General features: G+C 38.8%; 15 protein-coding genes. 7 read left to right on the top strand and 8 right to left on the bottom strand.

The genetic code is table 11. The features are described 5' to 3' along the window. Nucleotides 1-67: 67 nt before the first annotated feature. The 6 genes from ABD000_RS04225 to ABD000_RS04200 all read right to left on the bottom strand — a co-directional run bounded on the left by ABD000_RS04225 (nucleotide 68) and on the right by ABD000_RS04200 (nucleotide 4,671). Entirely contained in the window at nucleotides 68-535 is a 468-nt protein-coding gene (locus ABD000_RS04225) for a 3-hydroxyacyl-ACP dehydratase FabZ family protein (protein ID WP_343764282.1), read from the bottom strand. Then, nucleotides 529-1,581, bottom strand: a complete 1,053-nt coding sequence (locus ABD000_RS04220) for a type III polyketide synthase (RefSeq protein ID WP_343764278.1) — start codon at nucleotides 1,579-1,581, stop codon at nucleotides 529-531. Before ABD000_RS04220 ends, ABD000_RS04225 begins: the two co-directional genes overlap by 7 nt. Continuing rightward, nucleotides 1,578-2,291: a methyltransferase domain-containing protein gene (locus tag ABD000_RS04215; RefSeq protein ID WP_343764275.1), complete on the bottom strand. Its 714-nt coding sequence runs from the start codon at nucleotides 2,289-2,291 to the stop codon at nucleotides 1,578-1,580. The genes ABD000_RS04220 and ABD000_RS04215 overlap by 4 nt, the downstream gene beginning before the upstream one ends. Continuing rightward, on the bottom strand, nucleotides 2,288-3,418 hold the full coding sequence (locus ABD000_RS04210; RefSeq protein WP_343764272.1) for an NAD(P)/FAD-dependent oxidoreductase: 1,131 nt from the start codon (nucleotides 3,416-3,418) through the stop codon (nucleotides 2,288-2,290). Before ABD000_RS04210 ends, ABD000_RS04215 begins: the two co-directional genes overlap by 4 nt. Before the next feature lie 75 nt (nucleotides 3,419-3,493). Then, nucleotides 3,494-4,177, bottom strand: a complete 684-nt coding sequence (locus ABD000_RS04205; protein ID WP_343764270.1) for a YiaD family glycine zipper/OmpA-like lipoprotein — start codon at nucleotides 4,175-4,177, stop codon at nucleotides 3,494-3,496. A gap of 5 nt (nucleotides 4,178-4,182) precedes the next feature. Next, the gene (locus ABD000_RS04200; RefSeq protein WP_343764267.1) at nucleotides 4,183-4,671 is read right to left on the bottom strand and encodes a lipocalin family protein; all 489 of its coding nucleotides are present in this window, start codon (nucleotides 4,669-4,671) and stop codon (nucleotides 4,183-4,185) included. Nucleotides 4,672-4,868: 197 nt separating this feature from the next. Between ABD000_RS04200 and ABD000_RS04195 the strand changes: the two genes are divergently transcribed. Next, nucleotides 4,869-5,261 carry a DUF2306 domain-containing protein gene (locus tag ABD000_RS04195; protein ID WP_343764264.1) on the top strand — a complete coding sequence of 131 codons (393 nt, stop codon included), beginning with the start codon at nucleotides 4,869-4,871 and terminating at the stop codon, nucleotides 5,259-5,261. 9 nt (nucleotides 5,262-5,270) lie between these two features. Here ABD000_RS04195 and ABD000_RS04190 read toward each other — a convergent pair whose 3' ends face one another. Further along, on the bottom strand, nucleotides 5,271-7,271 hold the full coding sequence (locus ABD000_RS04190; protein ID WP_343764261.1) for an alpha-ketoacid dehydrogenase subunit alpha/beta: 2,001 nt from the start codon (nucleotides 7,269-7,271) through the stop codon (nucleotides 5,271-5,273). A gap of 110 nt (nucleotides 7,272-7,381) precedes the next feature. Here ABD000_RS04190 and ABD000_RS04185 point away from each other — a divergent pair, with 110 nt between their 5' ends. The 4 genes from ABD000_RS04185 to ABD000_RS04170 are packed head-to-tail and all read left to right on the top strand — an operon-like array spanning nucleotide 7,382 to nucleotide 10,460. Next, complete coding sequence (locus ABD000_RS04185) at nucleotides 7,382-8,332, top strand: isopenicillin N synthase family dioxygenase (protein ID WP_343764258.1); 951 nt, start codon at nucleotides 7,382-7,384, stop codon at nucleotides 8,330-8,332. A 41-nt stretch (nucleotides 8,333-8,373) separates the two neighbouring features. Next, the gene (locus ABD000_RS04180; protein WP_343764256.1) at nucleotides 8,374-8,706 is read left to right on the top strand and encodes a translation initiation factor; all 333 of its coding nucleotides are present in this window, start codon (nucleotides 8,374-8,376) and stop codon (nucleotides 8,704-8,706) included. A gap of 3 nt (nucleotides 8,707-8,709) precedes the next feature. Further along, nucleotides 8,710-9,591: a nucleoside phosphorylase gene (locus tag ABD000_RS04175; RefSeq protein ID WP_343764254.1), complete on the top strand. Its 882-nt coding sequence runs from the start codon at nucleotides 8,710-8,712 to the stop codon at nucleotides 9,589-9,591. Further along, nucleotides 9,588-10,460, top strand: a complete 873-nt coding sequence (locus tag ABD000_RS04170; protein WP_343764248.1) for a substrate-binding domain-containing protein — start codon at nucleotides 9,588-9,590, stop codon at nucleotides 10,458-10,460. Before ABD000_RS04175 ends, ABD000_RS04170 begins: the two co-directional genes overlap by 4 nt. A 203-nt stretch (nucleotides 10,461-10,663) precedes the next feature. Here the strand turns inward: ABD000_RS04170 and ABD000_RS04165 are convergent, their stop codons facing one another. Next, nucleotides 10,664-11,329, bottom strand: coding sequence for a uracil-DNA glycosylase (locus ABD000_RS04165; protein ID WP_343764243.1), 666 nt, complete (start codon nucleotides 11,327-11,329; stop codon nucleotides 10,664-10,666). Nucleotides 11,330-11,434: 105 nt separating this feature from the next. Here ABD000_RS04165 and ABD000_RS04160 point away from each other — a divergent pair, with 105 nt between their 5' ends. Both ABD000_RS04160 and ABD000_RS04155 read left to right on the top strand, forming a co-directional pair. Continuing rightward, the gene (locus ABD000_RS04160; RefSeq protein ID WP_343764240.1) at nucleotides 11,435-13,609 is read left to right on the top strand and encodes an endonuclease MutS2; all 2,175 of its coding nucleotides are present in this window, start codon (nucleotides 11,435-11,437) and stop codon (nucleotides 13,607-13,609) included. A 7-nt stretch (nucleotides 13,610-13,616) separates the two neighbouring features. Further along, nucleotides 13,617-14,030 carry a thiol-disulfide oxidoreductase DCC family protein gene (locus ABD000_RS04155; protein ID WP_343764237.1) on the top strand — a complete coding sequence of 138 codons (414 nt, stop codon included), beginning with the start codon at nucleotides 13,617-13,619 and terminating at the stop codon, nucleotides 14,028-14,030. The last annotated feature ends 326 nt before the right edge of the window (nucleotides 14,031-14,356 follow it).

The following is a 14,356-nucleotide window of genomic DNA, read 5'->3' as shown; positions in this document are numbered from 1 at the left end:
CACCGGTGGTCATTGAACCTAGTTCCAATACAAAGAGGGCTCACCCCATGTTGAGATTTAAAAGACGTTATGTCAACATCCCAGCTAAAGTGCCTGAGCAGACTTTTTTGCCGACAGAATTCGTCATTACTACGCGGACTTTGAGTTTGTTAAATCTAAAATAGATTTTTTTGGCGGTAACGGTAACAACTTCTTCGGGGTAAACGGCTTCTAAAAACTCCATACTGCTAGATGTAAAAGCGATGGAGGATTGCTTCTTAATTGTTGCATTTTCAGCATCTCCCGATCCTTCGGGATCATCTTCACGGAGTAAATAACTTCCAAAACAAACTAAACCAACCTGTGCACAGCATTCAGTTAAGATCACACCGGGAGTCACCGGGTGATCCTTAAAGTGATGTTGGTAAAAGGATAAGCTTCCGCGAAAGCGAAATTCGCCCACAATATGATCCAGAGATACTTGTTTGATGCGGTTTACAAAGGTAAACTCTGGTCCGTAAGGTAAATTTTTGACCAAATCCTCCAAAACTACCATTCTAATAAAATACGTTGTGCGGTAAACCCCGGACCAAAACTAAGCATTAGTCCCTGCTCTCCTGTCTTGATTTCTTTTTCTAAAAATCGCTTTAGCACAAATAATACCGTGGCGCTGCTCATGTTACCATAGGTGCGTAAAACTTCTTTTGTGTCCTCTATATTTTTACCCAATGCGCCAAAAAGTTCTTCTACGGTTTGTACGATCTTCTTACCCCCGGGGTGAAAAATAAGATGATCAATGCGTTGGATACTGCTGTTATTTTCTTCCAAAAAAGGATGTACAATAGCCGGAAAATGATCTGAGATCGTTTGTGGAACTTCCGTGTCCAATACCATCTGCAAGCCGGTATCTACTAAATTAAAGCCCATCATTTGAGTAGCGTTATAAAAATGATACATAGAAGAAGCTACTGCTTTTGGTCCTTTATCCTGCTCTTCTGAACTCATCAAAACACAGGCTGCACCATCGCCAAAAATAGCTGCACTTACCATATTAGCCATACTAAAGTCATTGAGTTGCAGAGTCGCTGTTGGACTTTCTACAGCTACAATTGCAGCTCTCTTCCCCGGATGGGCCTTTAAAAAATTCATAGCATAGATCATTGCCGAAATCCCGGCTACACAACCCATTTCTGTTACCGGAAGGCGGACAATATCTTGCTTTAGCTGTAATTCATTGATCAGATAGGCGTCTAAAGACGGAATCATAATCCCCGTACAACTTACCGTAATGATAAAATCTATCGTGCCTGCCTCCCAGGAGACATCTTGTAATGCATTTTGTAACACCTGCGAACCAAGTGTTTTTACTTCACGTGCATAAATATCATTTTTTTGCTGAAAGGAAGTCGCGGTAAAAACTTCTTCCGGGTGCATGATGGAAAAACGTTCATCAATCCCGGCACCCTCAAAGATTTTGACCACTTTACGCTGAAAACGCTCTGGTTGATCACTCAGCCATTCCTCTACAAAAGGGATGATGTCTGCGGTTTTTTTTGAATATGAAGGAGTTTGGGTAGTGACGTTAACAACGCGTATGTTCATCTGTGGGCATTTATTGACCAAAGATAGCGAAAAGCCCACTTAGATTCGATGCTATATTGAGACGTTGGGATATTTGCTTTTTCTGCCAGTTCATGCAGTTCGGTTTCGGTAAATCCGCTGGCGATAGAGGTTAATCCGTCCTGCTTGGCAATTTTAGTTTTCATGAACACTGCGCTAAACAGTTTAAATAGCTGGTACGCCACTTTGTTACGCTGTAAATCATTCACAATAACCAGATCAGTTGCTAGTACCCTAAACGTTTCTAAAAACCTGGGGATTTCATGCGATGCAAAGTGATGTAAGGTTAGTGTGCACAGCAATACGTCACACTCAAATCGTTTTGCATCCAAGGTGAAAATATCTTGTTGTAAAAAATTAATCTTAGGATAGAGCAAAGTCTCTTCACGGGCAATTTCAATAGAGGTTGGATTTAAATCTATCCCTATATATTCGGCATTAATCTCCCGTTCTTCCAAGGCACTATGCAACTTAATGAGCATATCACCATTCCCGCAACCTACGTCCATAAACCTATACGAAGGTTTAGGGTTTTCATCTATGTATTTGAGGACAGCTTGTAACGTAGCCTGATCCCCATTTAACAGTTTATTCGCGGTGCTGATATCGTTAAGCACATTGCGTAGATGATCTTTCTCAAGACTAAGATCATCCATGAGTTCCCGTTGCGTACTACGGGTCGTTAACATCATGTAAGAATGGGTTTACCGTGTGTTAATTGGACTAACTTTGAAAATGCTCCCGGAATTTTAGTCATTCCGTTAATTGCAAAACCTGACAGGGTTTTTGACAACAATACTTTTTGTAAAAATCTACTGGTTTGTAATCTCCTGCGAAAAGCTTTATTCCACTTAAACATATAAATGTTATTCGTGAGGTTGGATTTGTGGTAGTCGCAGGCAAGACTTTCTAAAATCAACTCTGACGCTATTTTAGCGCTATGTATAGCCATTGCCATCCCGTTTCCTACCAATGGATGAATAAGCCGTGCAGCGTCACCACACATCAACATATCATGTTCAACCGGCGATTTTTCTTCAAAAGATATTTGTGCAATGGTCTTAGGAGATTTAAAGATCATCTCTGCTTCCCCAAAGAATTTTTTAAGGTGTGGATTCTTCATCATCACCTTTTTTTCAAATTCTTCTACATTCTTGTGTTGCTTAAAACTTTCGTAAGAAACCAGATAGCAGGCATTAATTGCACCTGTTTCGGTTTTTGAAAGACCGCAGTAGCCGCCACTAAAATTATGTAATCCTACCTGGTGATCAGGAAAATCAGGATGTGTATAATGTGCTTTTACTCCAATCCAAGAAGACTTGTCTTTCGTTAAGTCTCGGTTAAGGGTTTTATCTAAGATAGATCGCTTTCCATACGATCCAATCGCAAATAAAGAGGAATAGGTGCCTCCTTGTTTGGTTTTTATGGTAAATCCAGCATCGTTGTGATGCACCATAGTTACTTCTTCATGGACAAACTTTACTCCTAATTTCTTGGCATGCTCATAAAGCGCATTGTCAAAGGCATATCGACTCAACCCAAAGCCACCCATAGGCAGTTTAGATGTCATTGTATTACCACTTTCTGAAGATACCTTGAGCTCATAAATCGGTTGTGCATTAAGCGCGATCACATCTACTCCCAGGCTGTCCAGGTAAGGTAATACTTCATTAGAGACGTATTCACCACAAACTCTATGAAAGGGATACTGTTGTTTTTCAAATACAGTTACGTTGGCCTTATTTTTGGCCAGATGAATTGCAGCGGTAAGCCCGGCAAGGCCTCCTCCAACAATATTGATTTGCGTAAAATTTTGCATAACATGAACATATTTAGATTGGGGGTCATTATCTAAAAAAATTCGGGGAGGGATACTCCCCGAAAAATGTTCTACCTAGTTTGTTTTTTGTTCAGCTTCTTGAATAAGCTCTTCATTGGCGACGATACCTATTTCAACACGTCTGTTTTTAGAACGACCTTCAGGCGTACTATTATCGTATTTCGGCTGGCTTTCACCATGCCAATCTGTCGTTAATCGTCCGGCATCTATTCCATGACTTCTAAGATAATCTGTAACAGAAGTGGCGCGTTTTTTTGATAGCGTCAAATTGTACTCCTCTGCACCTACATTATCGGTGTGTCCGTCAATTATGATTTTGGTTTTCTCATATTCTTTAAAAATATCAACCAGTTTATCCAGCGTTTGCGCAGATTCTGCATTAATATTTGATTTGTTTGTGTCGAAATAAATTCCGCTTTTCTCATCAAATACAATACTAATCCCTTCACCTACGCGCTCTACTTCAGCACCAGGAATTTCGTTTTCAATTCGTTTAGCTTCTTTGTCCATTCGATTACCAATGTACGCACCGGCAGCTCCTCCCACTACTCCGCCAATAATGGCACCGAGTACAGAGTTGTCACCATCTCCTACATTATTTCCAATCACTCCGCCGATAACGGCTCCACCGGTAGCTCCTATTGCTCCACCTTTTTGAGTATTATTTGCATTTCTAACTGAATCACAGCTTCCTAAAATCAAGGTTGCCGACAGTAATGTGATATATATTTTTTTCATTGTTTCTATTGTTGGATTGATTTAATAAAATTCCATCTGATCTTGAATGGTTTCCCATCTAAGGAAACGGTCTGTTCCCATACCATGTCATTTTCGGTAAGAGTCATTAAGCTAATACGATAGCCCGTGTTTGTATCATCAGATTTGTAACGTTCGTCGGTAGGCTTAAGTAAAAAATCGTAGTTTCCGGTAGAAGCGTCTACCTCATCTACAAACCATTTGAAAAAACCTGTTTCCTGGGAACATGCTACGTCATTAATGGTATATGTCCCTGTATCGTTGTTAGGAACAAATTTCCAACTGCTTCCTTCAAAGCATTCAGCAGAAGCTTCACCTAGTAATGTCACATCAAATGTCCCATAACTCCCGGGGTAAGTAATAGTTGTCAAATTCCAGTCTCCCTTGAAAGTACGGGTTGCTTGCCGAACAATTTTAGAAGATCCACAACTTACCAGCATAAGGGCAACTAAGGCGCTTGCTATTAATCGTTTCATACGTAATCAATTTAAAATATTAAGTTAGTTTAACCGGCGCTCAAATCATTCCCTTAAAATAATTTAAAACGCCTAAACAGGAGTCTTTCCTGTATTACGAATATGTTATAAATTGACCTAAGAATAGCATACTTTACAACAAATTAACGGCATTTTGTTAAGAAGCGTTAACTTTAACCGTCTTTAATCTAACGTTAATGAGTCTCTATAATTTTTTGATGTATACGCATCTAATCACTGTGATACCTTGTATTTTCTTAGGTGCCTATCTTTTATTAATATCTAAAAAGGGTGCAGGTATTCATCGATTATTAGGTAAAATTTATCTAAGCCTGATGTTTTTTACGGCTATTATAACGCTGTTTATACCCGCGCAGGTTGGACCACAATTTTTATCTCATTTTGGTTGGATCCATCTCTTTAGCGTCATCACCATACAAGCTGTTCCTCAAACGATTTGGTCACTTAAAAAAGGAAATATTAAAGCTCACCAACGTTCAATGATCCTGTTGTATGTAGGAGCTATTGTAATTGCAGGAGGTTTTACCCTTGCTCCGGGCAGATACTTACACGAGTTATTCTTTGGTTAATCTGGAGAATTAATACGCTAAGAGTTCTTGAATTGCATATTTTAATCGCTTTCGCGGAAGGTAATCTTCTTCAAGATTAGCAGCAAATGGAATAGGTGTCTCTATACTCGCCACACGCTTTACAGGTGCATCTAAAAATTCAAAACAGTGCTCTGCGATAAGTGCAGCAATATCTGAAGCTATCCCGCCAAACATTGAATCCTCCTGAAGCACAAGTACTCTTCCCGTTTTCTTAACCGAAGCAAAGATCGCCTCCCGGTCTAATGGGTACAATGTACGCAGATCTATCACATCTGCATCCAAACTTTGTTCTTCAGTTTCTTCTATTGCCCAATGAACTCCGGCGCCGTATGTGATAATAGATAGCCCATTTCCTTCTTTTAGCTTAGCAGCTTTCCCCAGCGGTAAGGTGTAGTAATCTGTGGGTACCTCCTGCCGAATGCTGCGATATAAGGCCTTGTGTTCAAAAAAGAGAACCGGATTGGGGTCGTTAATCGCCGTCGCCAGTAAACCTTTAGCATCATACGGAAATGCAGGGTAGACAACTTTTAGTCCCGGAGTTTTAGTAAACCATGCCTCATTAGTCTGGCTGTGAAATGGACCGGCACCTACTCCAGCACCACATGGCATTCGTATCACGACATCTGCGGGTTGGTTCCACCGGTAATGAACTTTAGCCAAGTAATTCACGATAGGATTAAAGCCTGAACTTACAAAATCCCCAAACTGCATTTCTACCACAGCCTTCATTCCATTGATGGACAATCCCATTGCTGCCGCCACAATTGCTGATTCACAAATAGGTGTATTGCGCACGCGATGCTTTCCAAAGAGTTTCACAAAGCCTTCAGTAATTTTAAAGACTCCGCCGTAATCTGCAATATCTTGTCCCATCAAAATAAGATTATGATGGTGTTGCATGGATTGTTTTAGTCCGTTTGAAATTGCATCGACAAGACGTATTTCTGTTTTTTCAATTCCATGATCAACCTCCTTATTATCAAACGATTTAAATACATCATTTAATTCTATGCTTTGATTTGATGTTATGTGATCTTCAGTATTCGCTTTAAGAAGATGATGATCGATGCTGGACTTAAATTCTGTCGTGAATTTCTCGTCTAAGGCTTCGGTTAGGATTTCCTGATTTAAAAGAAACTCTCTAAAATTGTGTACCGGATCTTTTTCTGCCCATTCGTTCATCAGTGTTTCGGGTACATATTTCGTTCCGCTGGCCTCTTCATGACCACGCATTCTAAAAGTTTTAAACTCGATCAACACCGGTCGCGGATTTTTCCGCATGCTTTTGACAATTCTTGAGACTTTAGTAAATACTTCGACTATATTATTACCAAAAATCACGTGAGACTCCATGCCATATCCTTTCCCCCTATCGGCTAAATTTTCGCACCTATATTGTTCCCGAGTAGGCGTTGATAATCCGTAACCATTATTTTCAATACAAAACAATACCGGCAAATCCCAGACTGATGCTACATTCAAGGCTTCATGAAAATCTCCTTCGCTGGTTCCGCCTTCTCCAGTGAATACTGCCGTTACTTTTTGCTCCTCTCTTAATTTATGTGCCAATGCAATCCCATCTGCCACACCTAATTGAGGTCCTAAATGTGAAATCATTCCTACAATGCGATACTCCTGAGTCCCAAAATGAAAACTACGGTCACGTCCTTTAGTAAATCCATTTGCTTTGCCCTGCCATTGGGAAAATAGTCTGTATAAAGGAATCCCACGTGTGGTGAATACTCCTAAATTACGGTGCATGGGGAGAATATACTCATCATTCTCTAACGCCATAGTCACTCCTACAGAGATCGCCTCTTGCCCTATCCCGCTAAACCATTTGGATATTTTACCCTGTCTAAGTAGGATCAACATCTTTTCTTCAATCAAACGCGGGAGCAACATTGCCTGATACAATTCTAGCAATTTTGTTTTTGATAGTTTATTGCGGTTAAAAAGAAGTTTGGTTTTTTGTTTTGTTGAAATCATTGTAATCAAAAGTAACACTTTCTCAAGATCGACAAAATCGCATTCGCTAAACTTTTATACAATTTGTCTAAATGCTTACCTTTGTGTTCCACTAATGATATCCTACGTTTATGAATAATATCCCAAGTGTAGATTTAGCCGATTTCTTATCGAACGATCCTAAGCGAAAGGAAAAGTTCGTGCAGGAAATAGGGAGTGCCTATGAAGATATAGGTTTTGTATCTCTAAAAAATCATTTTCTTACCGATGATCTGGTTGAAGATTTGTACCGGGAGGTGAAAGACTTTTTTGCTCTACCGATTGAGACAAAAAAGAAATATGAAATTGAAGATGGAGGTGGACAACGCGGATATATTTCTTTCGGAAAAGAACACGCTAAAGATAGTAAGAAAGCAGATTTAAAAGAATTTTGGCATTTTGGACAAGAGCCTGAAGCCGATGCAAATTTGATTGAAGAATATCCTAAAAATGTCAAGGTCACTGAACTAGATGACTTCAATAAAATCGGCATGGAAGCTTATCGCATGCTGGAGAAAACAGGTATATATGTGTTAAGAGCCCTGGCGTTATACATTGGATTGAATGAATTTTATTTTGACCCATGGGCAAAAAATGGAAACAGCATCTTGCGTCCAATCCATTACCCTCCTATTACCAGCGAACCAGATGGTGCAGTTCGTGCAGGTGCGCATGGAGATATTAACCTAATCACTCTGCTCATGGGCGCATCTTCAGGCGGATTGCAAGTATTGAGAAAAGATGGCCAATGGATTGACGCTATCCCGCAAGAAGATGAACTTGTGATTAATGTGGGTGATATGCTAGAACGACATACCAACAATAAATTACGCTCTACCATACATCGTGTAGTCAACCCACCAAGAGACGATTGGGATAAGCCCAGATACTCAATTCCGTTTTTTATGCACCCCAGAAGCGATATGAAATTGAATTGCCTGGAAGAATGTATTGATGAAGATCACCCTAAACATTATGCTGATATCACAGCTGGAGAGTTTTTACATCAACGCTTGGTGGAAATAGGCCTGCTTAAAAAATAAGGGAGCTAAATCATACTCCCAAAAATTTAAATACAACTCCAGTGGATTTACAAGATCAACTCAAAAATTTATTTCCTGATCAGGTGAGTGAGCCCGAAACAGATACTACCAACACATCTCAAGATGGATTGTGGATTCAAGATGAGCCTCTTATCTGTAAATATGAAAAACGCAAGGGTAAACCTATTACGATCATAGAGGGCTACACCGGCGCTACCCATGATTTTAAGGCTTTGGCTAAAGAACTAAAAACTGAGCTTGGTGTAGGCGGATCATTTAAAAATGATCAAATTATTGTTCAGGGAGATTACAGAGATAAAATTATATCAATATTGCAACATAAAGGATTCATTACTAAACGTGTAGGAGGGTAATTTATGAATGCTTTAGCCCCTTCAGAATTTATTCTAAATGAGGATGATAGTATTTATCATTTGCATTTGCGTCCAGAACAAATTGCTCCTATCATAATTACTGTAGGTGATCCAGAGCGCGTGAGCGAGGTTACTAAATACTTTGAAGAAATTGAATTCACGGTTCATAACAGAGAATTTAAAACACAAACAGGAACCTACAACAGCAAACGTATTACTGTAATTTCTACCGGTATTGGAACCGATAACATTGATATCGTTTTTAATGAACTTGATGCTTTGGTCAATATTGATTTCAACACAAAAAAAATCAAAAAAGAACTTACCTCACTTAAGATCATACGTATTGGCACTAGCGGTGCCGTACAACCTTCAATTGCCATTGATTCATTTATCCTTTCAGGTAAGGCTATAGGGTTTGATGCACTTTACCACTATTACGATAAAGCTGAACCCGCTGGAGATTCCTTTCATGAGGCTTTACTCAGTCATTTAGATTTACCAGCAGACTTTGCCAGCCCCTATGTGATTGATGCAGACCAGGAATTGGCTTCGGTTTTTATGAAAGATGATACATTTATCAAAGGCATCACAGCTACCAATGTAGGATTTTATGGGCCGCAGGGAAGAGTTTTACGGCTTCGGCTAAGAGAAAAAGATCTAATGTCTAAACTTAGCTTTTTTGACCACCATGGTAAGCAAATAACCAATTTAGAAATGGAAACCAGCGGTATTTATGCCATGTCCAAGCTTTTAGGACATAAAGCTATTTCACTTAATGCCATCTTAGCCAATCGTTCAAACGGAAGCTTTAGCCAAACACCTCTTGAAACCGTAGATCTTTTGATTCAAAAAACCTTAACCTTAATTGCTTCTTCCTTTTGAGTAATGAGTTGACACATTTTCGCGTAGGCGGAGTTCCGGAACATTTTAATCTTCCCTGGCATTTATGTATGGAACTTGGTGATTTCAATACGGAAGGAATTGAGGTATCCTGGAGGGATTTTCCGGGTGGCACCGGAGCTATGTGTAAGGCATTAAGAAATGACGAAATTGATATCGCTATTACCTTAACCGAAGGTGCTGTAAAAGATATAGTAGAGGGTAATCCTGCTAAAATCGTTCAATCCTACATTGCAAGTCCCCTTATTTGGGGGATTCATGTGGCGAATGACTCCATATATCAAACGTTAAATGACTTACAGAATACAACTGCTGCCATTAGCCGGTATGGATCAGGCTCACATCTTTTAGCGTATGTAAATGCAGAAAATCAAGGTTGGGACACTTCCAAGCTTTCGTTTAAAGTAGTTCGCAATCTTGAGGGAGCTATCAAAGCATTACCCGCAGATGAGGCGCAGTATTTTATGTGGGAGCACTTTACTACTAAACCGATGGTCGATGAAGGCGTATTTAGACGAATTGCAGATTGCCCTACACCTTGGCCTTGTTTTGTGATCTTAGCGAGTGATAAGCTTATCCAACAAAGATCTACAAAATTAAAAGCACTGTTAACTATTCTCAATGCCACAACCCGGGAGTTTAAACAAATCCCTGCGATTGATAGAATGCTGGCTTTTCGCTATAATCAAAAATTAGAAGACATTAGGGAGTGGCTTTCACTTACCGAATGGAGCCAAACCCAATTAGATGATTCTGCCATAAATGAGGTCCAGGAAAAGTTATATTCGCTCAACTTAATTGAGAAAAAACTGCCTGTTTCAAAAATAAGTGTTAAATTGAGGCAACCTTAAGGTATTTTTTGCATCAATACTATAAAGGAACCAATCAAAGTACATGACCATCGTATTTATTATTATAGGAATCCTGCTTGTTATAAACTTACTTTTGTTTACATATAGTTGCAATGATTGTGATGAAGAAGTTTCTACAAATGAAAAGGCGTATTACAAACCAAGACTAGTAAAGGAAGAAGAGGATTCTCAAGCAGCATAGCTTACCACGCTACAGGCTTTTTATCGTGTGCAACTAAGTATTCATTCGCTTTAGAAAAATGAGCATTTCCAAACCAGTATCCTCTATTTGCACTTAATGGCGAAGGATGACCCGAAGTTAAGACAAGATGTTTTTCAGGGTTTATTACCGCTCCTTTCTTTTTAGCATACCCTCCCCACAACATAAAAACTACATGTTCCTTTTCTATAGAAATCATTTCTATTACTTTATCTGTGAACAATTCCCATCCTTTACCTTGATGTGATCCGGCTTGATGTGCTCTTACTGTCAAGGTAGCATTTAAAAGAAGTACGCCTTGATCTGCCCATGACGATAAGTTTCCGCTTGACGGATAATCAATTTTAATATCATTTGTCAATTCCTTAAAAATATTATCTAAAGATGGAGGAATAGCAATCCCATCATTTACTGAAAAACATAACCCATTTGCCTGACCGGCACCATGATAAGGGTCCTGACCTAAAATAACAACTTTGGTCTCGTCAAAAGAGCAGTGATTAAAAGCATTAAAGATCTGACTCCCTTTAGGAAAGCACTTGAACTGTTGATATTCCTGTTTTATAAATTGAACTAAAGATTCGAAATACGGCTTTTCAAATTCGGGTTGAAGATATTCTTTCCAGGATTCATCGATCTGAACATTCATAGGTATTTTATCGTTAAATTTGTATCAAAAATAAAGAAGCCCGGCAGGATAGTTTGTTGTTTTGTAACACAATTAACGTCTGCATCCGTCCACAGGACTCAAACTATGATTAAAATTCATTCGAAAACACTTACCGATTTAGAATATCCCACCGTACTAGCCCAAATAAGTGAATTTTGCACCACAGCATTAGGAAAAGAAAAGGCGTTAAATTTTACTCCCTACACCTCTGCTAACGCAGTTAAATTTGGATTACGTCAAACTAAAGAATATACAGATTCTTTTATGCAGGATAAGCGCATTCCTAATCATGGTTTTGATGACGTATCCCACGAAATCAAATTGCTCAATATAGAAGACAGCCAGTTAGAGGTAGGTGGAATAAGACGCATAGGCGCACTTCAAGTAACCGTAAATGATCACCTATCCTTCTTTAAAAAACAACACGAATTATATCCTACCCTTCATCGAACCGTACAAAAAGTTGTGTTTTCTAAAGAAATTACAGAAGCCGTAGATAGAGTCATTGACCATTTTGGTGAGATCAAGGATGACGCTTCTCCACTTTTAGAACAAACCCGAAGATCCATCAATCGAGTTAAAGGAAAAATCAACAGTAGTTTTGGTAAAGCGCTCACCACCTATAATGGTTATGGATATCTGGATGAAATTAGAGAAAGTGTTGTTGATAATGTACGCGTGCTTGCGGTAAGCTCCATGCACAGGAGAAAAGTAAAGGGGTCCATCATGGGTAGTTCTAAAACAGGTAGTATTGTTTACATTCAGCCAGAAACTACAGCCCAGTCCTATCGTGAATTAAATAATTTATTATTTGAAGAAAGCGAAGAAATCAAACGTATTCTCTTTATGCTGACTGAAACCATTCGGCCGTACAGAGAGCTACTGGTGGAATACCAACAGCTTCTTAGTGATATTGATATGATCGCGGCCAAGACCAAGTATGCCCAACAATACGATGGGGTACTCCCTAAAATAGTAGAAGAAAAAGAACTGGAACTTAAGGATGCGTATCATCCATTGCTTTTGCTCAACAACAAAGCTAAAGACGAAAAAACCTATCCCCAGGATATACGATTATCACAGGAAGGTCGAATCATCGTCATTTCAGGACCCAATGCAGGTGGTAAAAGTATAACGTTAAAAACCATAGGCTTGTTGCAAATCATGCTGCAAAGTGGGATCCTGTTACCCGTGCACGAATACACGCGTATGTCACTTTTTGAGCTCATTCTCACAGATATTGGTGATAACCAAAGTATTGAAAATCAATTGAGCACTTATAGTTATCGATTGAAAAACATGAATTACTTCCTGCGGAAGTGCAATGAAAATACCTTATTTCTGATTGATGAATTTGGAACAGGAACAGATCCTGAATTAGGTGGTGCGCTGGCCGAAGTTTTTTTAGAAGTGTTTCATGAGCGCGAATCCTTTGGAGTGATTACAACGCATTACGCAAATCTAAAAGCAATGGCAGCAAGCACGCCAGAGATCGTAAATGCCAATATGATGTTTGATGCTAAAACACTTCAGCCTTTATTCAAACTTCATTACGGTGAAGCCGGAAGTTCGTTCACGTTTGAAGTCGCTCAAAAAAACGGCATCCCTTATTCGCTTATAAACAGAGCAAAAAAGAAGGTAGAACGCGGAAAAATTCGGTTTGATAAAAGTATTGCTAACCTTCAAAAGGAACGCAGCAAGCTTACAAAAAAGGTTTCTTCGATTCAAAAGAAGGAACAGGAATTAGAAAAGAAGGTGGATCAATTTGATGAGACTAATGCTAAAATTCAGCGTAAGCTAGAAAACTATCAAGAGTTGTATGATACCAACCAGCGTTTAATTTACTTAGGACAAAAGTTGGATACACTTAGTGATCGTTATGCTCAAAACAAGAAGAAGCGACCGCTTATGGATGAGCTTTTTAAAATCGTACAAGTAGAAAATGCGAAACGTAAAAAACAAAATGTAAAAGAAAAAAAGAAAGAAGACGCCCATAAAAAGCAGGTCGCAAATGAAGCTAAGCAAAAGATTGAGAAAATAAGAGTAAAGAAAAAAGCGGCAAAAAAAACGGAAGAGACAAAAGAAGCGGCTAAACCAAAACCTGTTTTAGAGCTTGGGGACAAAGTTCGCATGTTTGACGGTAAGGCAGTAGGTAGTATTGACGACATAGAGAAAGGAAAGGCTACCGTGAATTATGGTATCTTTACCACAAATGTAAGCTTAGATTTATTAGAGTTAGTGGAACGAAAAAAAGGATAATTTGCAAATGGAATATCCAAAAGATAAAAAGATCATACTATTTGACGGAGTTTGTAATCTTTGTAATAGTGCTGTAACTTTTATCATACGTAGGGATAAAAACAAGGTATTTCGATACGCGGCTTTACAAAGTGATATCGGCGTTTTTTTACTGGATAAATACCACATTAGTCCTAAGGAAACCGATTCGATCATATTGATCGATGTAGGAAAAGTCTATGTAAAATCATCTGCGGCGCTACGAATTTCAAAATACCTCAAAGGGGGCTATCCCGCACTATATGGCTTTATGATATTTCCTAAGTTTATTCGTAATGGAGTGTATGACTTTATTGCCAATTACCGCTATAAGTGGTTCGGCAAAAAAGACAGTTGTATGATCCCAACACCAGAATTAAAATCTCTTTTTATAGACCAGTAAGAAGTTTTCTTCAACTTCTGTGTCATTTACCGACAAGACGAACTTTCACCGACAAAATGCATTTTCGTCAAAGAAATACATTCATCAACTCGTTTAACTGTTTATTTAGTAATTATAATACTGATATCATGATAGTTATAAAACTATTTTAGCGCGATTTATGATCATCTATAACCCCGCTTGATCATTCTATTTGTTAATTTATTGTTAAATATATATGCATTTTGTCGTTCACATGTGTTCTATGTCGTATGTTTGTCTTGTCAATACGAAATAACAATACCAAAATCCTACTATTATGAAAAAGTTTGTTTACACCTCCGCTT

Origin of the sequence: Gangjinia marincola (genome assembly GCF_039523415.1) — a bacterium.
GTDB classification, from domain to species: domain Bacteria; phylum Bacteroidota; class Bacteroidia; order Flavobacteriales; family Flavobacteriaceae; genus Gangjinia; species Gangjinia marincola.
This window is presented reverse-complemented; position numbering and strand designations above follow the sequence as displayed.